The following is a 19,946-nucleotide window of genomic DNA, read 5'->3' as shown; positions in this document are numbered from 1 at the left end:
CGTGTATCGATTCAGCTCTGGGCGCAGTATGTTCTCGTCTGGTTCAAAGCAGTCCGGCGATCCCGGGCGCGACAGAAGAAAGCTGGGCGATAGTGCGAAGAAGATTCGACAGACCACGTAATGCCAGGTGGCCGATCCTGGCCATCCTGCTGGCGCTGATCGCAGCGCTGTTCGCCCCCGGAATCGCGAGCGCGCAACCCGGCCGCACCTACACGATCGCCACCGATCTGACATTCGCCCCGTTCGAATTCGAGAACGAAGACGGCAAACTCGTCGGCATCGACATCGACCTGCTCAATGCGATCGCCGAGGACCAAGGCTTCAAGGTCGACATCAAGCAGCTCGGCTTCGACGCGGCCCTTCAGGCCGTGCAGGCCGGGCAGGCGGACGGCGTCATCGCGGGCATGTCCATCACCGACGCCCGCAAGCAGGTGTTCGACTTCTCCGACCCGTACTTCGAGTCGGGCGTGCAGATGGCGGTCCTCGAGACCGACAACGACGTGAAGTCGTACGAGGATCTGAGGGGCAAGCGCGTCGCCGTCAAGAACGGCACCGAGGGCGCCAGCTTCGCCGAGTCCATCAAGGACCAATACGGCTTCACCACAGTCTATTTCGCCGACTCCGCCAGCATGTACGACGAGGTCCGCACCGGGAACTCCGTCGCAGTCTTCGACGACTACCCCGTCCTCGCCTACGGCATCACACAGGGCAACGGCCTCAAGACGGTCACCGAAAAAGAGGTGGGCGCGAGCTACGGCTTCGCAGTCAACAAGGGCCAGAACGCCGAACTGCTCCAGATGTTCAACGCCGGACTGCAGAACCTGCGTGACGACGGCCAGTACGACGAAATCGTCTCGACCTACCTCGGTCAGGGCGCGTCGACGTCGGACAACTCCATCATCGGCTTGATCAAGAGCACCTACCCGCAGCTTCTCAAGGGCCTGTGGTTGACGATCGTTCTCTCGGTCGTCTCGATCGCGATCGCTCTGGTCCTAGGCGCGATCTTCGGTCTCTGCCGCGTGTCCACCAACATGTTCGTCCGAGGTATAGGCACGACCTACGTCGACATCTTCCGCGGCACACCGCTGTTGGTGCAGGCATTCTTCATCTACTTCGGCATCCCGGCAGCCCTGCATTTCCAGATGTCCGCCTTCACCGCAGGCATCATCACGCTCTCGCTCAACGCCGGCGCGTACATGGCTGAAATCGTCCGCGGCGGCATCCTGTCCGTCGACAAGGGACAGATGGAGGCGTCACGAAGCCTGGGCATCAGCTACATGAAGTCGATGCGAAAAGTCATCATGCCGCAGGCAATTCGCACGATGATCCCGTCGTACATCAACCAGTTCGTGATCACCCTCAAGGACACGTCGATCCTGTCGGTCATCGGACTCGCCGAGCTCACTCAGACAGGGCGCATCATCATCGCGCGCAACTTCCAGTCGTTCAACATGTGGCTGATCATCGGCGTCATGTACTTCATCATCATCATGGCGCTCACCAAGCTGTCTAACCGCCTCGAGAAGAGGATCAACAAGTGACCGAAACAGCCGTCAACATGGGCAAGTCCGCCACCGAGGTCAAGATTTCGGTCAAGGGACTGAAGAAGTCGTTCGGCGACAACGAGGTCCTCAAGGGCCTGGACGTCGACATCAAGAGCGGTGAAGTGGTCTGCGTCATCGGGCCTTCCGGTTCCGGCAAGTCGACCTTCCTGCGTTGCCTCAACCGCCTCGAAGACATCACCGCCGGATCCGTGCGCGTCGACCAGTTCGACCTCACGAACAAGGATGTCGACATCGACAAGGTGCGCCAGCACATCGGGATGGTGTTCCAGCACTTCAACCTGTTCCCTCACATGAGCGTCGTCGAAAACGTGATGCTCGCTCCGGTGCAGACCGGGCGATCGACCAAGGAGCAGGCTCGCGAGATCGCCGTCAAACTGCTCGGCCAGGTCGGTCTCGCGGAGAAGGCAGATGCCAAGCCCGCCAGCCTGTCCGGTGGGCAGAAGCAGCGCGTTGCCATCGCCCGCGCACTCGCGATGAGTCCGGACATCATGCTCTTCGACGAGGCCACCAGCGCCCTCGACCCCGAAATGGTGGGTGAGGTTCTGCAGGTGCTGCGCGACCTCGCCAAGCAGGGCATGACCATGGTCGTCGTGACCCACGAGATGGGCTTCGCTCGTGAGGTTTCCGACCGAGTCATCTTCATGGCCGACGGATACATCGTCGAAGAAGGTAAGCCGGAGAGTCTGTTCGGCAACCCCCAGCAGCAGCGCACCCAGGACTTCCTGGCGAAGGTTCTCTAGGGGCAAGCCCCCTGTGCGCCTTTTTGGTAGCGGGGACTACCGGAAAGGCGCACGGGTGGTGGCCAATTCGACGACAACGGCCGTCTCCATCCAGCCACGACGACCGGCAACCAGCGACGACATGCCGCGAAAAGACCGTGGGACCTTCTCGACTCGAACGTGATCGGTGCTCCCAGGTACCAATACCCAGTGCCTGGGTTCTTGTTCGACAAACTCGCCGCGCTCGAGTCGGATCGAGAGAACGATCCCGGCCGTAGGTTCCACGTCGTCGGGATAGATTCCTCCATGAACCGTCCCGTCGAACCACAGCGACTCACGTGTGGGGTGCAAAGCCCACGCAGATTTTTCGCCGACCACCGGCAACGGTGCACAGCACTCGAATTCCCACGTTTCGATGCGGACTGTGACCACGTTGTAGTCATTCATCTGAATACTCCGCGCAGTAGACGAACCGGGACACGACCGTCCCGGGCGCGGAGTTACCTGTCAGACCACCATAGCGTCAGAGCTTGTAGACGCGCTCCGCTGTCGCCGTGGACGCTGCTGCCAGCGCCTGCGGATCCTCGCCGCGGATGTCTGCGAGTGCGCGCACCGTGTACGGCAGGCAGTACGACTCGTTGGGCGCACCGCGGAACGGGTGCGGCGTCAAGAACGGCGCATCCGTCTCGACGATCAGCTGATCCGAGGGCACCAACAGCGCGGCCTCACGCAGCGCCTTCGCATTCTTGAAACTCACGGTTCCCGAGAAACTCAACACGTAGCCCGCGTCGATGCACGCACGGGCCATCTCCGAATCCGAGGAGAAGCAGTGGAACACCACAGTCTCCGGCGCGCCTTCCTCGTGCAGCACCCGCAGCAGGTCCTGATCGGCTTCGCGATTGTGAATCATCAGCGTCTTACCGAGACGCTTCGCGAGGTCGATGTGCCACCGGAAACCGTCGACCTGCTCCTCGATGGTGGCGCACCCTTCGAGCTTGCCCGGCCAGTAGAGATCCAGCCCGGTCTCCCCCACCGCGACGACCCGCGGATCGGACGCCAACCGTTCTATCTCGGCTCTGGTGTCGACATCGAGGACGTTCGCCCTGGTCGGATGGATTGCGACGGCTGCGTAAACCCTCGAATCCCAGTTCGCAGCGTCGACGGCAAAGCGTGCGGCATCAAGGTCGTCGGCCACCGTGACGACCCGTCCGACGCCGACGGCCTCGGCCCGATCGACAATTTCGGCCACGGTCGCAGCGTCGTGCGCACCACAGGCGTCGAGGTGCGTATGTGCGTCGATCAGAGGCGACAAGGGCTCAGGGGCATCGGGGGCGGGACGGTCTTTGCTCACGCCCGATAGAGTAAGCCCACCATGACTGTGCCTGCCTCACCCTCCCAGACCCCGCGCCCGGACTCCGCTGCCCCGGAAGGCGCGGAACGATCGCCGTTCTACATCACGACAGCGATCGCGTATCCCAACGGCGCTCCGCACATCGGCCACGCGTACGAGTACATCTCCTCGGACGCGCTCGCCCGTTTCAAGCGGTTGGACGGTCATGAAGTGTTCTTCATGACCGGCACCGACGAGCACGGTCTGAAGATGCAGCAGACAGCGATCAAAGAGGGCATCGACGTCCGCGAACTCGCGGCTCGGAACTCCGACGTGTTCCAGAACCTCGACAAGGTCCTGAACATCTCGTACGACCGGTTCATCCGCACCACCGACGCCGATCATCAGGTCGCCAGCAAGGCGATCTGGGAAAAGATGGCCGCATCGGGCGACATCTACCTCGACACGTACTCGGGGTGGTATTCGGTTCGTGACGAGGCCTTCTACACCGAAGCCGAGACCACGCTTCTGGACGACGGCACCCGTCAGTCGACGGAGACCGGCACTCCGGTGGAGTGGACCGAGGAGTCCAACTACACCTTCCGTCTCTCGGCCTACGAGGACCGTTTGCTTGCTCTGTACGAAGAGCATCCCGAGTTCATTGCCCCCGCGACTCGTCGCAACGAGATCGTCAGCTTCGTCAAGGGCGGCCTCAAGGACCTGTCGATCTCGCGCACCACGTTCGACTGGGGCGTCGAGGTTCCCGGAGACCCCGGCCACGTCATGTACGTCTGGGTCGACGCCCTCACCAACTACCTGACCGGCGTGGGTTACCCGAACGTCGACTCGGCGGAGTTCGAGAAGTTCTGGCCCGCGAGCCTGCACATCATCGGCAAGGACATCACGCGTTTCCACACCGTGTACTGGCCGGCGTTCCTCATGTCTGCCGGCATCGAACTGCCGGAGCGGGTCTTCGTCCACGGGTTCTTGTACAACAAGGGCGAGAAGATGTCGAAGTCGGTCGGCAACGTCGTCGACCCCATCGCGATGGTCGATCAGTACGGCCTCGACGCGGTCCGTTTCTTCCTGCTCCGCGAGATCTCGTACGGCCAGGACGGCAGCTACAGCCACGAAGCAATCGTGACGCGTATGAATGCAGACCTGTCCAATGAACTGGGCAACCTCGCGCAGCGTTCACTGACGATGGTCGCGAAGAACTGCGATGCCCAGGTACCGACCCCCGGCGAGTTCACCGAGGACGACCTGGCGATGCTGGCGTCGGCGGATGCCCTGCTTGCCAAGTGCCGCAGCGAGTTCGACGTGCAGGCGCTGCATCTCGCACTGGAAGCCATCTGGGGCGTTCTCGGCGAGACCAACCGGTACTTCTCCAAGCAGGAACCGTGGGTTCTGCGCAAGACGGATCCGGCACGCATGGCGACGGTTCTGTACGTGACGCTCGAAGTGGTCCGTATCGTCGGGCTTCTCGTTCAGCCGGTGATGCCCGACGCGGCGTCACGCATCCTCGATCTGCTTGGCCAGAGCGAAGAGAACCGGCAGTTCGCCGACATTGCGGTTCGCATCGACGCGAACCGGAAACTGCCTGCTCCGGCGCCAGTTTTCCCCCGCTTCGTCGAGGAATGAGCTAAGCGAGAGTGCCGCACGTGGGGTCCGAGATATCCGGTTACAGGCGGATGTGTCGGACCCCACGTGCACACTCCAGCTATGACGACGAATAGAACATACATTCGAACCAGCGCTTCGGCGCAGACACTGCCATGGAACGGAGCGCGGGTGTCCACTCAGGAGGTCAGCCCTCAATCCGTTTCCGCGGTGCGAGATCTCGTTTCCGAACTGTCCGCGGCGTACGACCGCGGATGGCAGCCGGCGGATCTGATTCATCTGGCGCGTCGAAGCAAAGAAGCGTCCGACGCCGATCTCGCCGCCACCACCATCCTGTTCGACGCGAAGGCGTCGCGCGCCTCCGATCGCGCTCCGCTCGAATGGGTGGGGCAGTTGCAGACGATCGGCGAGCAGTATCCGAAGTCTCGGCACATCGCTTCTCGAATCACCGTGGACGACGACGTTTTTCGCTCCCTCGCGGCCGGCCTTCTGTTCCAGGATCCCTACTTCCTCGTTTCGCAGATCGTCGACATCGCGCGATCGTGGATGCGCCTACCTCAGTGGACGGTGTTGCTCGCGCCACCATCCACCTGGCCGTCGCAACGCACCGATACCAGCTATGCCGGCGTCGGCGATACCGAGGTCGACGCCAAGGTACTCAAGCGAATTCGTGGACTACTCGCCAAAGCGGAAGCAACCAACTTCGCGGAAGAAGCCGAGATTTTCACCGCGAAGGCCCAGGAGTTGATGACCCGGTACGCCATCGACTCCGCACTGCTCCACAGTCGCGCCGGGGTCACCGACACATCCGTCAATGCCCGACGCATTCACATCGAGAACCCGTACGTGAAGGAAAAGGTTCACCTCCTGACCGAGATCGGCGAATCGAATCGAGTCAGGACTGTCTGGTTCAGCGACATTGCACTCGCGACCGTCGTCGGCACTCCGGTCGACCTTCAGCAAGTCGACATGCTGTTCACTTCCCTGCTCGTACAGGCAACCCGTGCAATGCAATTCGCCGACTCGAGCAATCGCGGCGGCTCACGCACCACCTCGTTCCGCAAGGGATTCCTGGCCGGGTTCGCCAGCCGCATCGGACACCGCCTGCGTGACGCCGGCACCAAAGCCACCGCCGAAGCGGCCGACGCGGCATCGATGGACGTCGCGGATCTTCTGCCGATCCTCGCCACCACATCCGAGGCCGTCGACGCCGAATTCGATCGATTGTTCCCGACAACCCGCAAGACTCGCGGACGGTCCGTGGACGCCGAAGGCTGGCACGCCGGCCAGGCTGCAGCCGACGACGCCAACCTGCGTCCCGGCGCACCCGCCGTGAACCGCTCCCGCTAGTCCTTGCGCGCAGCCAGGACCGTCTCGTACAACTCACGCTTGGAGACTCCGGCCGTTGCGACCAGAGCACACGCGTCCTTCAATCGTGCTCCCCCCTCGACCAGCCTTTCCACCTCGTCGACTAGATCGGCAGGATCAGATGCCACCAGCACTGCGCCTTCGAGCACCACCGTGATCTCACCGCGAACGCCCTCGGCGGCCCAAGCAGCTAACTCCCCGAGAGTGCCGCGCTTCACTTCCTCGTAGGTCTTGGTCAATTCCCGGCACACGGCCGCGCGCCGATTCGGCCCGAGAACTTCCACCGCATCTGCGAGGCAGTCGGCAAGGCGATGGGGTGCTTCGAAGAACACACACGCTCGCTGCTCGGTTGCCAAGGCCGAGAGCCACGTCTTGCGCTGCCCCTGCTTACGCGGTGGGAATCCGTCGAAGCAGAACCGCTCCACGGGCAATCCGGAGAGTGCCAGCGCCGTCGTCACCGCCGACGGACCGGGCAAGCACGTGACGGCGAGGTTCTCGGCTACGCAGGCGGCGACAAGGCGATATCCGGGATCGCTGACCGACGGCATGCCCGCGTCCGTGACCAGCAGGACGGTCTTGCCTTCGGCGACGTCGGCAACCAGCGCGGGCAGCCGGGAAATCTCGACCTGATCGTAGAAACTGACGATCTTCCCGGTGATGGTTACCTCGAGCGCGGACGCCAGAGACTTGGTGCGTCGTGTGTCCTCCGCAGCAACGACGTCGGCGGTTGCGAGAGCAGACCGAAGACGCGGAGACGCGTCACCGACATCTCCCATGGGTGTTGCGGCGAGTACCAAGCGACCAGTCATACCTGACAGCCTACGATTGCCAGGTGACTGTGCAGACGGACGAGCGGCCAACGCCCGCCACGAGCGATCGGGTAATGCGTAGTCCCGGCCCGCTGGTACCGGATCCTGATTTCGGCCCGACTGACAGATTGCGCGGCTGGATCGTCACCGCTTTCGTCACCGCTATCGCGGCGATCACACGCTTCACGATGCTCGCCTACCCGACCGACGCCGGCACACCTGTCTTCGACGAGAAGCACTACGTTCCGCAGGGCTGGCAAGTTCTGACCGGTGGCGGCATCGAGGACAATCCCGGTTACGGATTGGTGGTACACCCGCCGATCGGTAAGCAGATGATCGCGATCGGCGAAGCACTCTTCGGTTACAACGGTTGGGGGTGGCGATTCTCGTCGGCCCTGGTCGGGACACTGATGGTCTTGCTGATCATCCGGATCGTGCGCCGCATGACGCGCTCCACGCTGATCGGCGCGATTGCCGGAATCCTGCTCATCGTGGACGGCGTCACCTTCGTCTCCTCACGCCTGGGGATGCTCGACATCTTCCTGGCTTTCTTCGTCCTCGCTGCTCTCGGATGCCTGGTGGTCGATCGCGACCAAGTCCGCGAACGGATGGCGAAGGTATACGAAGAGGGCCGAATCGGCGACTCTGCCTGGGGTCCGCGGCTGGGTTTCCGGTGGTGGAGGTTCGGCGCCGGCATCCTGCTCGGCCTGGCCTGCGGAACCAAGTGGTCCGGCATGTACTTCATTCTGTTCTTCGGATTGCTCAGTGTTGCCTTCGACCTGTCAGCGCGCCGCGCCTACCGCGTGCAGCGCCCATGGGTCGGCACTGCAGTTCGCGACATCGGGCCTGCTCTGTATGCGTTGGTGATCATTCCGCTCGGTGTGTACCTCGCGAGCTACTGGGCCTGGTTCACCAGCGAGACCGGCGTCGACCGTCACGCCGTCGGTAACGAGATCGGTGAGGGGGGCACATGGAGCTTCATTCCCTCCGCGCTGCGCTCACTCTGGTACTACAGCGGAAACGTTCTCCAGTTCCACGCCGGTCTGACCAACTCCGCCGGAAACCACCACCCGTGGGAGTCGAAACCGTGGACGTGGCCGATGGGGCTACGACCGATGCTCTACTACTACGCCGACGGCGAGCAGGTCACCGGTTGCGGGGCCGCCAGCTGCGTCAAGGCCGTGATGCTGATCGGCACACCGGCGATGTGGTGGCTGGCCCTACCGATGTTGGCGTGGGCGATCTGGCAGACGTTCGTGCGCAGGGACTGGCGATACGCCGTGGTCCTGACGGGCTACGGTGCCGCTTACCTCCCGTGGTTCGCGACGCTCGACCGCCAGATGTACTACTTCTACGCAGTTGCACTCGCCCCGTTCATGGTCATGGGATTTGCGCTGGTCCTCGGCGATGTACTGGGCAAGGCGAGCGCGTCCGTCGAGCGTCGTACCACCGGACTTCTGGCAGTCAGTCTGTACATCGGTCTGGTCGTGGCCAACTTCGTCTACCTCTGGCCGATACTCACCGCCATGCCGATCACGCCGGAATCGTGGCAGAACCATCTGTGGTTGCCCAGCTGGAAATAACCGGACGACAAAGGGGCACCGAACCGCAGTTCGGTGCCCCTTCACGGTTCAAGTCCTACTCCACTGACTTACCCACACGGCGTCCTCGGCGCGGGCGTAGGAGAGCACGTTTCTGCTCCTTCGCCGCAATGATGATCGGGTCGTGCGAAAGATCCTTGTACAGCGAGAAGCACAATCCGATCATGACCAGCACGAACGGCGCCGCAGCGATGATCGTCATGGTCTGCAAGCCGTCGAGCGCTTCGGAACCACCGGTCCACAGCAGAAGCGCCGCGACGCCACCGGTCAACATGCCCCAGAACACCACGACCCAGCGACTCGGTTCGAGCGTTCCGCGCTGCGAGAGCGTCCCCATCACCATCGACGCAGCGTCGGCGCCGGAGACGAAGAACACTGCGACGAGCAGCATGACCAGGACAGTCGTCACTCCGGCCAACGGCAGATTGTCGAGCATGCCGAACAGTTGAGCCTCTTCCGAGCCTCGGCCGGACAAGCCGATTCCGTCGCGTTCCTCACCGATGCCTGCGCCGCCGAAGATCGCGAACCAGAGCAAGCTGACAGTCGTGGGAACGGCGATGACGCCGACGATGAACTGGCGGATCGTGCGGCCGCGGCTGATGCGGGCCAGGAACATGCCGACGAACGGCGTCCAGGACACCCACCATGCCCAGTAGAAGATCGTCCACGACGAAAGCCACGCGCCGGTTTCAGGATTCGACGATGCACCCGTGCGGGCCGACATCTGGGCGAGGTCGGAAACGTATGCACCAATGGTCGTCGGGAGCAGATTGAGAATCAGCACGGTCGGCCCGAGAACGAACACGAACAGGGCCAAGATCAGCGCTAGCACCATGTTGATGTTGGAGAGCCACTGAATTCCCTTGGCCACACCGGAAACTGCCGAAGCGACGAACGCCAGGGTCAGCACCGCAACGATGGCCACGAGCAGGAATACGCCGGCTTCTTCCATCCAGCCGACTACCTCGAAACCGGAGCCGATCTGAAGTGCGCCGAGCCCCAAAGATGCTGCGGTGCCGAAAAGTGTCGCAAAGATTGCCAGGATGTCGATGACCTTGCCGATCGGCCCTTCGGCTTTGCGACCGAGCAACGGGATGAAGGCCGAACTGAACAGTTGCTTGCGTCCTCGGCGATACGACCCGTACGCAATGGCAAGGCCCACAACGGCATACATCGCCCAAGGATGAAGACCCCAGTGAAACATGGTGGTAGCCATGGCAGTTCCGACGCCACCGTCGGTACCGGGAGGCGGAGTCACGTAGTGCGCAAGCGGTTCCGCGACACCGAAGAACATCAGGCCGATGCCCATGCCGGCGCTGAACATCATGGCGATCCAGCTGACGGTTCGGAACTCGGGCTTCTCACCGTCTTTGCCCAGCGGAATGTCGCCGAATCGACTGACAGCGAGGTAGATGGAAAACAGCACGAAAGCCGAAGCTGCGAGTACGAAGAGCCAGCCGATGTTCGTCACCAACCAGCCGAGAACACTTCCGGTTACCGAGTTCAGGTTGTCGGGAGCTACGAGACCCCACACGACAATAGCCAGCACCGCTGCGGCCGCCACGGAAAACACCACGTAGTCGGTCCGAACGCCTACCCGAGTAAAGCCCGTCTCCGGGCGCTCTTCGTTGGCCCCGGAATCTTGTTCGGATCGATCAGATTTCGTCACCATAGATGACTACGTTCGTCACTTTGTGGGCCAAAAGCAAGCTGGAAGGCGGGCTCAACAGCCGTTGAACCCGCCTTCTCACCCCGATCAAGCTGGGGTTTTAACCCAACCGTTGCCCTTGCCGATCAATCCGTCGATGCTGATGCGTCCTGCGCCGATAACAGCGATCAAGAGCGAACCGACACCGAGTGCGACGACGAGTTCATAGCCGCCGTTGTCTATGAAGACGCCCTTGTCGGCGTGCACGATGAAGAACGCGCCGACCATGTCGAGGAACAGCAGTGCGCCGACGAGCGGGGTCAGCAGACCCGCGATGAGCAGGATGCCGCCACCGAGTTCGATGGATGCTGCCAGAACTGCAGAAATCTTGGGGAGCGGGGCGCCCATCCCTTCGAATGCGGCCTGCGTTCCGGCGATCTTGTAGGTGAAGAACTTCTGCCAACCGTGGGCGATGAAGATGATCCCGAGGCCGACACGGGCGATGAGGAGTCCGAGGTCACGAGCAATCGACGAATTCATGAGCCAAGACTGACAGCTTTAAGTTGAAGCGTCAACTTAATCAATGTGTCACGCACCTCTCAATGCCGACTCCACCATGGCGACGATCTCAGTGTCGGAGTACCCGAGCGAGCGGACCTTATGCGCAAACGCGGTCGCCGCCTGCTCCGCCTGCGCCTGCACCGGATCGGTCCCCGAAGCGATGAACGTCCCTTGCTTTCCCCTCGTCTCGATCACGCCCTGATCGCTGAGCGCGCGATAAGCCTTCGCGACGGTGTTGGCCGCCAATCCCAGCTCCGAAGCCAATGCACGCACCGTCGGGATCTTGGTTCCCGCAATCAATCCGCCGCCGTGAACCTGCTCGATAATCTGTTGCCGCAGTTGGTCGTACGGAGCTGTGGAGGAATCGTGTTCGATCGCGATCTTCATCGTCACCCTCGTCGTATCTTCTCGGTCACAGCATCTTCTCTCTCACAAACCCTCGATCGCTTCGCGGATCGTATGCGGGCCGGAGGTCAGAACCAATATCTTGCCGACACTGGACGGCGCGTCGATGAGCGCTTCGATCACTGCGGCGACATCTGCACGAGGCACAGAGCCTCGATCGACGGGCGGCTCTGCAAGAAGGACTTCACCGGTGGGGTCGTCGTCTGTCAGAAGGCCTGGCCGAAGAATCGTCCAATCCAGCGAAGTCCTTGTCTTCAGGTCTTCCTCTGCTGCAGTCTTCGCCCGCAGGTAGGCGGCAAAAACCTCGTCGGTGTTCTCCGGTATTTCGTCACCAGCACCCATGGCGCTGATCTGTATGAACCGACGCACTCCCGCTTTCTCGGCGGCATCGGCCAACAGCACCGCCGCAGCTCGGTCTACGGAGTCCTTCCGCTCGATCGAGCTACCAGGTCCGGCGCCCGCGGCGAAGACCGCGACGTCGGCACCGTCGAGTACCTTCGCAACTTCCTCGACCGTGGAGGATTCCAGATCGATCACCACGGGGAACGCGCCGAGTGTGCGGACCGCACCCTCGTGCGCGGAGTTGCGGATCAGCGCTACCGGCCGATCACCATGTCCTGCCAGCAGGTATGTCAGGTGCTGCGCGATCTTGCCGTGCCCACCGGCAATGACCACGCGCCGTTCGTCCACACTTCGATGTTCCGTCATCGTTTTCTCCTCACAAGTCGGTACTTCAAGTGCAGCGCGCCGGAGGTGTCCGTTGTTCCCCTGTTTGTCCCACGAGTTCGGACACAGAGGCAGAATGACGGACATGGCATCTGCAACCATCTTCCACAATCAACGGTGCAACACGTCGCGGACTGTTCTCGGACTTATCCGCGACGCCGGCATCGAACCGACCATTGTGAAGTACCTCGATACTCCGCCTACCCGATCCGAGCTGGAAAAACTCCTCGCCGACGCCGGCCTCGAGCCCAGCCAAGCCGTTCGCAAGCGCGAAACGCAGTTCAAGGAACTCGGGCTCGCCGATGCATCCGAATCCGAGATCCTCGACGCGATGATCGAGCACCCAATTCTGATCGAACGCCCGTTCGTGGTCACCGACAAAGGCACCGTCCTCGCGCGGCCTGCAGCCAAGGTGGAAGAAATTCTCTGACAGCGTCGACTGCTTACAGCGGATCGCGGGCGATCGGGCAGGACATGCACCGAGGACCACCTCGGCCGGACCCCAGTTCCGAACCCGCGATTCGCAAAACCTCGATACCCGAGGCCTCCAGCCTGGCGTTCGTTTCGACGTTGCGCTCGTAAGCGACGACGACGCCAGGCTCGACGGCGAGGGTGTTGTTTCCGTCGTCCCACTGCTCACGCTCGGCAGTCACCGTGTCGAGTCCGGTGTCGATCACACGCAGTTTTCCGATTCCCATGGCGTCGGCCGCCGCTTCGAGGAACGGCGTCGCACCGCGAATACTCACCCCGTCGTCTTCCTTGCGCAGAGTGAACGCCGCCAGGGTGTCCTGAATGGCCGGATACATGACGACCGCGTCGGCCTCGACCATGGTGCAGACCGTGTCGAGATGCATCGACGCTCGGCGTTGCTCGATCGGAACAACCAACACCGTGTGGGCGAGGCCGTCGTCGAACACGCTACGCGCCAATGCTTCTGCTCCGGCGGGTGACGTACGTTCACCGACACCGATTGCGATCACCCCCGGCGCGAGAAGCAGCACGTCACCTCCCTCGACAGGAGCCGTGTGCGACTCGTACGCGCGGCGCACGCCTTTGAATCGAGGGTGATGCGCGTAGACGAGATCCGTTATCGAGGATTCGCGAGCTCGCGCTGACAACGCCAAGGACGTGATGATGACCCGTGGCCCGACCCAGAACGACGAATCACGGGTGAAGAGCAAGTTGGGCAACGGGTCGATCACGAAGTCACCGCCGTGATGCATCCTGCGCACCAACGAGGTCGAGTCGGCATCGATCGGCAATTCGTCGAACGTCATTCCTGCAGTAAGGATCGACGAAAGCTCCTTCGGCTCCACCTTTCGCAGGTAGGCGGCCAGGTGTTGCCCGAGCGCGTGGCCGATCTTGCGTGCGTCGACGGCGGCCGCGATTCCCTGGATCCTCGCTGCGCCACTGACCTCGAGCGCCTCGGTGAGGAGATCGGACAAAAGCAGTACCTCGACGCCGCGCTCACGAAGGACGGTCGCAAACTGATCGTGTTCTTCCTGCGCGCGGTCCACCCACGGCAACGCGTCGAACAGCAGCTCGTCGTTGTTGCGCGGAGTCAATCGTTTCAACTCGTCGCCAGGACGATGAAGAATGACCGATCGCAATCGGCCCACCTCGGAATCGACACCGAGGGGGACGGAGCCAGAAGCGTTCATGAGTGAACACTAATCCCGTAGGCCCCACCCAGCAGGGACAAGCAGCTGTCGTACCGGCCCGCGTAACGTCTGATCCGACGCAGGCGAGAGGACCAGGCAATGAGTAGTACGGATCAGGCGGCGCTGAACGGCGCCGGAATCGAGAGGTTCACCGGGCGCTGGGTCGGCGCCGGAGCCGGACATTTCCCCACCATCGACGACTTCGAGTACTCCGAGGAGATCGAGTTCGCGTCCACCCCGAAACCGTTTCTCACCTACTCGTCGCGCACTCGTGGGCTCCCCGACGGACGACCGCTTCACATGGAATCGGGATACCTGCGCCCAACACCGGGTGGTGAGCTCGAATTGCTGGTCAGCCAGCCCACCGGATTCGTCGAGATCCATCGCGGCACCCTCGACTCCGAAGGCACTCTCGCCTTGACCCGTCTCACGCTCGCAGCATCACCCGACGCAAAACCGGTTCACGACGTTCGGCGAGTCATGCGCGTTCAGGGCGACACGCTGACATACGACCTGTGGATGGCGCACGGCGACACCCCGCTGACGCATCATCTCCACGCCACCCTCCACCGCGCGACGGACCGGTAGTCGCCATGGAGATGCCGTCGTGGAAGGCAAAGGAACTCACGCCCGGCCAGCTCTCCGAGCGCAGCGGTGTCGCCGTCTCGGCCCTGCATTTCTACGAACGAGAAGGCCTCATCGTCAGTCGCCGGACCAGCGGAAACCAGCGCCGATACCAACGAGACACGCTTCGACGCGTCGCCTTCATCAGAATCTCGCAACGCGTCGGCATTCCGCTGTCGGAAATCAGAGAGGCTCTCGGCACACTTCCTGAAGGCCGTACCCCGAACCGCGCAGATTGGGAAAGATTGTCGACCGGGTGGCGGCGCCACCTCGATCTACGCATCGAGCAACTGGAACGTCTACGGGACAACCTCACCGGTTGCATCGGTTGCGGGTGCCTCTCGTTGGAGGGGTGCGCCCTCGCCAACCCGCACGATCAACTCGCATCCGCCGGCCCGGGTGCGCGCGTTCTGGAAGTAGATTTCGGTGCAGGCTCAGGCGAGAAATGACTCGACGGCGTCCCGATCGCGCCCCAGCAAGTCCTCGACGGTCTTCTTCAGCAACTTCTCGATCTGGCCGCCGATGATCGGCATCTTCACCTCAGCCGTTCCGTCGACGACCAACCGCGTGCAGGACTCGGCGGCGGTGAGATCGAGCGTCGTCTCGATTCGGATCGGCAGTCCCCGCGCGATTCCGGTGACCGACCCTGCTGCACGCCCGTCCGACAGCGGTCCCCACCGATCGACCCGTTTCAGACCGAGCCGACTCGGCGCAACCTTGGCGACCAGGCTCGGGAGGGAGGCGGAGTCGATTTCCTCGGACACGGATACTTCGATCGATCCGTCTCGAACTTCGATGTCCGAGGTGGCATAAAGGTCTCCGAGTCTGCCTTTCCAATAATTCGGGTCGGTCAAAGTTCGATGCACGTCGTCGATCGGATATTTGAATTCGATATCGAAGTGAAAACTCTTCGGCATGACTTTGGTCCCTATTCGACTAGATAAAAGTCCCGGCGGAGTTAACGCTCATCGCTTGAGCAATTTACTGAACTGGTCGTTCGCTTTTTGCATCACGAACTCGTAAGGCAGGGCGAATTTGCGCGCCCACCAGTACCCGAATCGGATGTCATTGGACGTATATACGAGGTACGTATTCTTCTCGATTCCCCGCAGAATGCACGACGCCACCTTCTCCGGGGAGACAGCACGCGCCTCGAACCGGTGCGTGAGTTTTTCGACCCGCGGGTCGTTCCTGTCGATACCCGCTATTTCCACGGTTCCCACCAATGGCGTCTTCACCCCACCCGGCACAACCAGACTGACCCCGATTCCGTGCCGCTTCAGATCGAATCGCAGCACCTCGGACACCCCGCGAAGGCCGAACTTGCTCGCACTGTAGGCGGCGTGCCACGGCAGGGCCAAAAGTCCGGCAGCCGAAGACACGTTGACCAGGTGTCCACCCTTGCCGGCACGAATCATGGGTGGAACAAACGTCTCCATGACATGGATCGGCCCCATCAGGTTGACGTCCACCATGGACTTCCAATGCCGATGTTCGAGGTTCTCGATAGTTCCCCACGCCGAAATGCCGGCGATATTCATGACGACATCCATCGAAGAAAATTGAGCGTGAATCTCGGTACCGAATTTCACGACCTCGTCGTAGTCCGAGATATCGAGTGCCTTCGCCATGCTGACCGTGCCGCCGCCGGCGCCGACCATCGCGACCGTCTCTTCCAATCCGACGCTGTTGATATCGGTGAGAAACAATTCGGCGCCGACCTCTGATGCACGCAGCGCAGTTGCACGTCCAATTCCACTACCGGCGCCGGTGATCAGGCATTTCTTGCCGTCGAGCGACCTTACAGACATGGATGAACACTCCCCCGCACTCGTACTGTGGACATGCGGGAAAGTCTACGCACGCACGATGCGGCCGCCCTGAAACACGCAAGACGACCTGGGGGCACGGCCGCACTCCGCGCAAACACCGCACAGAGACGACCGCAGCGAGCACTAGAGACGCTGCATCATCTGCTCTTGATAGCCCTTGACCGTACGGTCGAGTTCTTCCGCCGCTACATCGTCCCCACGCTTGCGTGCGTCGTGGGCTCGATCCTGAATTTCACGGATTGCGCGGCGCAATTCATCATCGCTCATCGTGTGTTTCATGTCACAATTCTGCACCCACTCGGAGGGTTTAGCTAGCACAGATCGCAATCCGGCAAACCGTTCAAGGTTCAACCCGGAGGTGATCCGCATGACATCGCAACCAGCCACCCTGATCGCGACCCCAAACCTTCAAACATCGCTTGAACTGCAGTTTTTCAATCGAAATAGTTGTGAAAAACCAGGCTAACGCATAGCTAATATCGCCAAAACGGGTAAAAGGTTTGATATTGGGCAGATTGGCCAAGTACTGGAAGGTTCGAATAGCGCAGTCGTAGCTGCACATTTCCGTGTGGCGGAAACTCAATGTGCGCTGAGACATAGCTGAGCACTCATTGGGCGGACGAATCGAATCACGGACACATTTGACAACTAGTCCACTAAACAGACTACGGTGAGCTACCGATCGGTTATCCGCGTGATACCGTAGGATTCACTGAACGGACAATTGCTAGCTAGAGAGGATTACGGGGCGGTTCACAATGGCTGACTTTGCAGAACGATTGAACAAACTGTTCGACAGTGTTCATCCTCCGGGGCGCAAACCCCATACCAACGCCGAGGTTGCGGCAGCGCTCATCGAAGACGGCCATCAGATCTCCAAGCCGTACATCTCGCAGCTCCGCTCGGGACAGCGCACCAACCCCTCAGACGAGACAGTCGCAGCCTTCGCCCGGTTCTTCAAGGTGAAGCCCGACTACTTCTTCAACGACATCTACGCAGCCAAGATCGATCACGATCTCGAACTGCTCTCACAGCTCCAAGGCTACGGGCTTCGCCGCCTCTCGAGCCGTGCATTCGACCTCTCGGAAGAATCGCAGAATCTACTCACCACGATGGCTGAAAAGCTCCGCGCGAGTGAAGGTTTGCCAGAGGTTCCGCCTGACGCGTCACGCTGATGTGACCGTGCTGAAGCACTGACTCGATCTCGAGCACTGCAATGACATGGAGTAGGTCGACTACGAACGTCGACCTACTTTTGTCGTTTCATCGAGTTCTTTCGCCAACAACAACACCCAGCGGCGCGCCGACATCTTCTCAGGAGGCGCAATCCACCTGGTGTCCAACACATCCGAGGCCAAGGGATCGGCGATCCACCCCGCCAAAATCCCCGCGTGTGCAGTGACGGCCCGCGGCGGTTCCTGACCACCGACGTCGAACATCCCGGCGCCGGACTGGATGTACATCGCATCCATGATCTGCGCGATCATGTCCGATGCCCGCAGCACAGACGTACTCCCGGCGCTGTCCGCGTCGACTACCTCGGGGAATCGCTTGACGAGAAGCGCGTGCATCCGCCGCAGCCGGTACAGATCTCGTCGCGCACGTAACCAGGTCTCGAGAAGCACCCACGTGATGCCCAGCGCAATCAGAACACTCGAGGCAGCGATGAACCACACCCCTGCGCCCGTCCAGATATCCGATTCGAGTGCGCCGGTGCCACCGATCGATTCGACAAGCATCACGACGACCACGACGAGCAGGATCGACGAACCGGTCACGATCAACGCGATTCCGCGCCCCAACGGCGCCCACGCAACGTGCCGTAGCCCCGTCGAAATGACAAGGGACAGAGCGACGATGATAAAGATCAGAGCCGGCGCCGGGTAGCCGAAGAGAACCGCGATCGCCACCAGGAGCCCCACCGAGTACAGCACGGTGGCGAGGCCGCGCATAGCCGGACGTGACATCACCGGCCACGCAGACACGGCGCCGACTGCACTGGCCGCAGACAACGCTGTCCACAAGACGATGACGATCATCGCGGCGGCATGCTGCTCCGGCGCAATGCGATCGACGATGTCCCATACCGCAGGCACCATGACCGTCGACGACAATGCGACCGAGAAGCCGGCGAAGACCATCGACATTCGCAACGGCGTCGCGGTGCGCGCGACAACTCGACCCAGTCTCGCGCCGGCTGCAACCCAGACGAGAAGGGCCACAGCCCAAAAGATCATCCGATCGCCTCGTCGTACCGCAACACCGACAGCGGTGTCCCACGGCCACTCATCGTTCGCAGACGCATGATCAACATCGACGCAAACGTCTCGGCTTCCCACTCCGCGATGTCGTCCATCGGCACGGGTTCGTTGCGCCGCAGAGAACGTTGACTCAACATGTAGGCGATCAAATCGTCACTGACCTCGAGCGTCGCCTCGGCGATCTCGGCACCCTCGTGGCGAAACACTATGTGCCCCAACTCATGTGCCAGAGTCCGCTCGACATTGGGTAGTCCGGGAGCCAAAACGATGACGTCGTGGTCGTCGTAGGCCCGGCGCTGACCGCACACTCCGGTGGCGAGAGGGGTTTCCAGATCGATCTCGATCGGGCGCCCACGCTCGCGGGCGACTGTCTGCACCACCGTCAGCAGTGACACTGCCTCCGACGACGCTGCTGCGTCGCATACGGCATCCACCGCGGCCAGAACGCGGCGATGTGAACGTCTGTCCGGCACGACTCACGCACCTCCCTGTGATCCGGGTGCCAGGAATTCGGCACGCGCGGCAGCCAATCGTGCCTTCTGCAGCGATGCTCCGCGGAAAGTCAGTGCTCCCGCACCGGCCGCTACCACTGCCATTCCGCCTACACCGCCGGCGACGGCGGCGGCGTTGAGAATCGGCGGAAGCCCTTGAGTGAACGCCGTCGGAAATGCCTGCGGGTTGTCAGTCGGAGCCGCGACGTTCGGAACGTTCGACGGTACCTGCGGAGCTACGGGTGCGGGTGCGGCCAGAACCTCGGGTGCGGAAGGGGCTGCGACTGCGCCCGGCGCAGCGTTTGCCGGTCCACCGGCAGAGGGTGCAGGCGCTCCGCCGCCCGCTGACGGTCCCTGCGGATCAGACGGTCCAGCCGGCGGAGCCGCTACCGCGGACGACTGCTCGGAACTCGGCTGCGATTCGGAAGGAGACTGTGTCTCGGAGGGTGCTTGGCTCGAAGGACTCTCGGTCTGCGAAGTTGCGTTGGTCGCAGAAGTTGCGTTGGTCGCGGGGGAAGCGCTGCTGCTCGGACGTTGCGACGCCGAAGGGTTGGTCGTGGGCTCAGTCGTGGTCGTGGGCTCAGTCGTGGTCGTGGGCTCAGTCGTCGTGGGCTCAGTCGTCGTGGTCGGCTCAGTCGTCGTGGTCGGCTCAGTCGTCGTGGTCGGCTCAGTCGTCGTGGTCGGCTCAGTCGTCGTGGTCGGCTCAGTCGTGGTCGGCTCAGTCG

At 61.9% G+C, this 19,946-nt stretch carries 22 protein-coding genes and 1 pseudogene; 10 read left to right on the top strand and 13 right to left on the bottom strand.

Annotated elements, in window-relative coordinates:
• Positions 1–92: 92 nt before the first annotated feature.
• Positions 93–1,541: an amino acid ABC transporter substrate-binding protein/permease gene (locus G9U53_RS26470; RefSeq protein ID WP_003946214.1), complete on the top strand. Its 1,449-nt coding sequence runs from the start codon at positions 93–95 to the stop codon at positions 1,539–1,541.
• Between the two features lie 17 nt (positions 1,542–1,558).
• A complete protein-coding gene (locus G9U53_RS26465) occupies positions 1,559–2,305 on the top strand; it encodes an amino acid ABC transporter ATP-binding protein (RefSeq protein WP_030536313.1) in 747 nt (248 codons plus the stop codon).
• 36 nt (positions 2,306–2,341) lie between these two features.
• On the opposite strand, the gene G9U53_RS26460 is transcribed toward G9U53_RS26465, so the two are convergent.
• Positions 2,342–2,731 (bottom strand): DUF6578 domain-containing protein, encoded by a 390-nt coding sequence (locus G9U53_RS26460; protein ID WP_165639595.1) that lies wholly within the window; start codon positions 2,729–2,731, stop codon positions 2,342–2,344.
• A gap of 76 nt (positions 2,732–2,807) precedes the next feature.
• Entirely contained in the window at positions 2,808–3,635 is an 828-nt protein-coding gene (locus tag G9U53_RS26455) for a TatD family hydrolase (protein ID WP_054780870.1), read from the bottom strand.
• Between the two features lie 21 nt (positions 3,636–3,656).
• On the opposite strand from G9U53_RS26455, the gene metG reads away from it, so the two are divergent.
• Positions 3,657–5,255, top strand: a complete 1,599-nt coding sequence (gene metG / locus G9U53_RS26450) for a methionine--tRNA ligase (protein WP_165639594.1) — start codon at positions 3,657–3,659, stop codon at positions 5,253–5,255.
• 81 nt (positions 5,256–5,336) lie between these two features.
• Entirely contained in the window at positions 5,337–6,584 is a 1,248-nt protein-coding gene (locus tag G9U53_RS26445; RefSeq protein ID WP_207624626.1) for a DUF2786 domain-containing protein, read from the top strand.
• On the opposite strand, the gene rsmI is transcribed toward G9U53_RS26445, so the two are convergent.
• A complete protein-coding gene (rsmI, locus tag G9U53_RS26440) occupies positions 6,581–7,411 on the bottom strand; it encodes a 16S rRNA (cytidine(1402)-2'-O)-methyltransferase (RefSeq protein WP_003946264.1) in 831 nt (276 codons plus the stop codon). The genes G9U53_RS26445 and rsmI overlap by 4 nt on opposite strands.
• A 74-nt stretch (positions 7,412–7,485) precedes the next feature.
• On the opposite strand from rsmI, the gene G9U53_RS26435 reads away from it, so the two are divergent.
• On the top strand, positions 7,486–8,994 hold the full coding sequence (locus G9U53_RS26435) for a phospholipid carrier-dependent glycosyltransferase (RefSeq protein WP_003946230.1): 1,509 nt from the start codon (positions 7,486–7,488) through the stop codon (positions 8,992–8,994).
• A gap of 55 nt (positions 8,995–9,049) precedes the next feature.
• Here the strand turns inward: G9U53_RS26435 and G9U53_RS26430 are convergent, their stop codons facing one another.
• The 4 genes from G9U53_RS26430 to G9U53_RS26415 form a co-directional block, all read right to left on the bottom strand.
• Positions 9,050–10,684 (bottom strand): BCCT family transporter, encoded by a 1,635-nt coding sequence (locus G9U53_RS26430; RefSeq protein WP_003946258.1) that lies wholly within the window; start codon positions 10,682–10,684, stop codon positions 9,050–9,052.
• Positions 10,685–10,768: 84 nt separating this feature from the next.
• On the bottom strand, positions 10,769–11,200 hold the full coding sequence (locus tag G9U53_RS26425; protein ID WP_003946228.1) for a DoxX family protein: 432 nt from the start codon (positions 11,198–11,200) through the stop codon (positions 10,769–10,771).
• Between the two features lie 48 nt (positions 11,201–11,248).
• Positions 11,249–11,608 carry a GntR family transcriptional regulator gene (locus tag G9U53_RS26420; RefSeq protein ID WP_003946225.1) on the bottom strand — a complete coding sequence of 120 codons (360 nt, stop codon included), beginning with the start codon at positions 11,606–11,608 and terminating at the stop codon, positions 11,249–11,251.
• Positions 11,609–11,650: 42 nt separating this feature from the next.
• The gene (locus tag G9U53_RS26415; RefSeq protein WP_003946268.1) at positions 11,651–12,334 is read right to left on the bottom strand and encodes an SDR family oxidoreductase; all 684 of its coding nucleotides are present in this window, start codon (positions 12,332–12,334) and stop codon (positions 11,651–11,653) included.
• 94 nt (positions 12,335–12,428) lie between these two features.
• Between G9U53_RS26415 and arsC the strand changes: the two genes are divergently transcribed.
• Positions 12,429–12,782: an arsenate reductase (glutaredoxin) gene (gene arsC / locus G9U53_RS26410; protein WP_007729026.1), complete on the top strand. Its 354-nt coding sequence runs from the start codon at positions 12,429–12,431 to the stop codon at positions 12,780–12,782.
• A gap of 13 nt (positions 12,783–12,795) precedes the next feature.
• On the opposite strand, the gene arcA is transcribed toward arsC, so the two are convergent.
• Positions 12,796–14,013 (bottom strand): arginine deiminase, encoded by a 1,218-nt coding sequence (arcA, locus tag G9U53_RS26405; RefSeq protein ID WP_003946210.1) that lies wholly within the window; start codon positions 14,011–14,013, stop codon positions 12,796–12,798.
• A gap of 99 nt (positions 14,014–14,112) precedes the next feature.
• Here arcA and G9U53_RS26400 point away from each other — a divergent pair, with 99 nt between their 5' ends.
• The gene (locus G9U53_RS26400; protein ID WP_165639593.1) at positions 14,113–14,601 is read left to right on the top strand and encodes an FABP family protein; all 489 of its coding nucleotides are present in this window, start codon (positions 14,113–14,115) and stop codon (positions 14,599–14,601) included.
• A gap of 5 nt (positions 14,602–14,606) precedes the next feature.
• Positions 14,607–15,086: a redox-sensitive transcriptional activator SoxR gene (gene soxR, locus G9U53_RS26395; RefSeq protein ID WP_003946250.1), complete on the top strand. Its 480-nt coding sequence runs from the start codon at positions 14,607–14,609 to the stop codon at positions 15,084–15,086.
• On the opposite strand, the gene G9U53_RS26390 is transcribed toward soxR, so the two are convergent.
• From G9U53_RS26390 to G9U53_RS26380, 3 genes are all read right to left on the bottom strand, one after another.
• The gene (locus G9U53_RS26390; protein ID WP_030536322.1) at positions 15,072–15,554 is read right to left on the bottom strand and encodes a DUF2505 domain-containing protein; all 483 of its coding nucleotides are present in this window, start codon (positions 15,552–15,554) and stop codon (positions 15,072–15,074) included. The two genes, soxR and G9U53_RS26390, sit on opposite strands and share 15 nt — an antisense overlap.
• 48 nt (positions 15,555–15,602) lie before the next feature.
• Positions 15,603–16,448 (bottom strand): SDR family oxidoreductase, encoded by an 846-nt coding sequence (locus G9U53_RS26385; RefSeq protein WP_165639592.1) that lies wholly within the window; start codon positions 16,446–16,448, stop codon positions 15,603–15,605.
• Positions 16,449–16,592: 144 nt separating this feature from the next.
• Positions 16,593–16,748, bottom strand: a complete 156-nt coding sequence (locus tag G9U53_RS26380) for a hypothetical protein (RefSeq protein ID WP_003946253.1) — start codon at positions 16,746–16,748, stop codon at positions 16,593–16,595.
• Positions 16,749–17,227: 479 nt separating this feature from the next.
• Between G9U53_RS26380 and G9U53_RS26375 the strand changes: the two genes are divergently transcribed.
• Positions 17,228–17,644, top strand: coding sequence for a helix-turn-helix domain-containing protein (locus G9U53_RS26375; protein ID WP_003946231.1), 417 nt, complete (start codon positions 17,228–17,230; stop codon positions 17,642–17,644).
• Positions 17,645–17,704: 60 nt separating this feature from the next.
• On the opposite strand, the gene G9U53_RS26370 is transcribed toward G9U53_RS26375, so the two are convergent.
• Positions 17,705–18,706: a hypothetical protein gene (locus G9U53_RS26370; RefSeq protein WP_003946245.1), complete on the bottom strand. Its 1,002-nt coding sequence runs from the start codon at positions 18,704–18,706 to the stop codon at positions 17,705–17,707.
• Positions 18,703–19,203 carry an ImmA/IrrE family metallo-endopeptidase gene (locus G9U53_RS26365; protein ID WP_003946241.1) on the bottom strand — a complete coding sequence of 167 codons (501 nt, stop codon included), beginning with the start codon at positions 19,201–19,203 and terminating at the stop codon, positions 18,703–18,705. Before G9U53_RS26365 ends, G9U53_RS26370 begins: the two co-directional genes overlap by 4 nt.
• A 178-nt stretch (positions 19,204–19,381) precedes the next feature.
• On the opposite strand from G9U53_RS26365, the pseudogene G9U53_RS26360 reads away from it, so the two are divergent.
• Positions 19,382–19,946: pseudogene (locus G9U53_RS26360) on the top strand (hypothetical protein); the annotation flags it as partial.

It is taken from the genome of Rhodococcus sp. D-46, from assembly GCF_011290655.1.
Taxonomy (GTDB): Bacteria; Actinomycetota; Actinomycetes; order Mycobacteriales; family Mycobacteriaceae; genus Rhodococcus_F; species Rhodococcus_F qingshengii.
The sequence above is the reverse complement of the archived record's forward strand: the minus strand, read 5'-3'. Positions and strand labels throughout refer to the sequence as shown.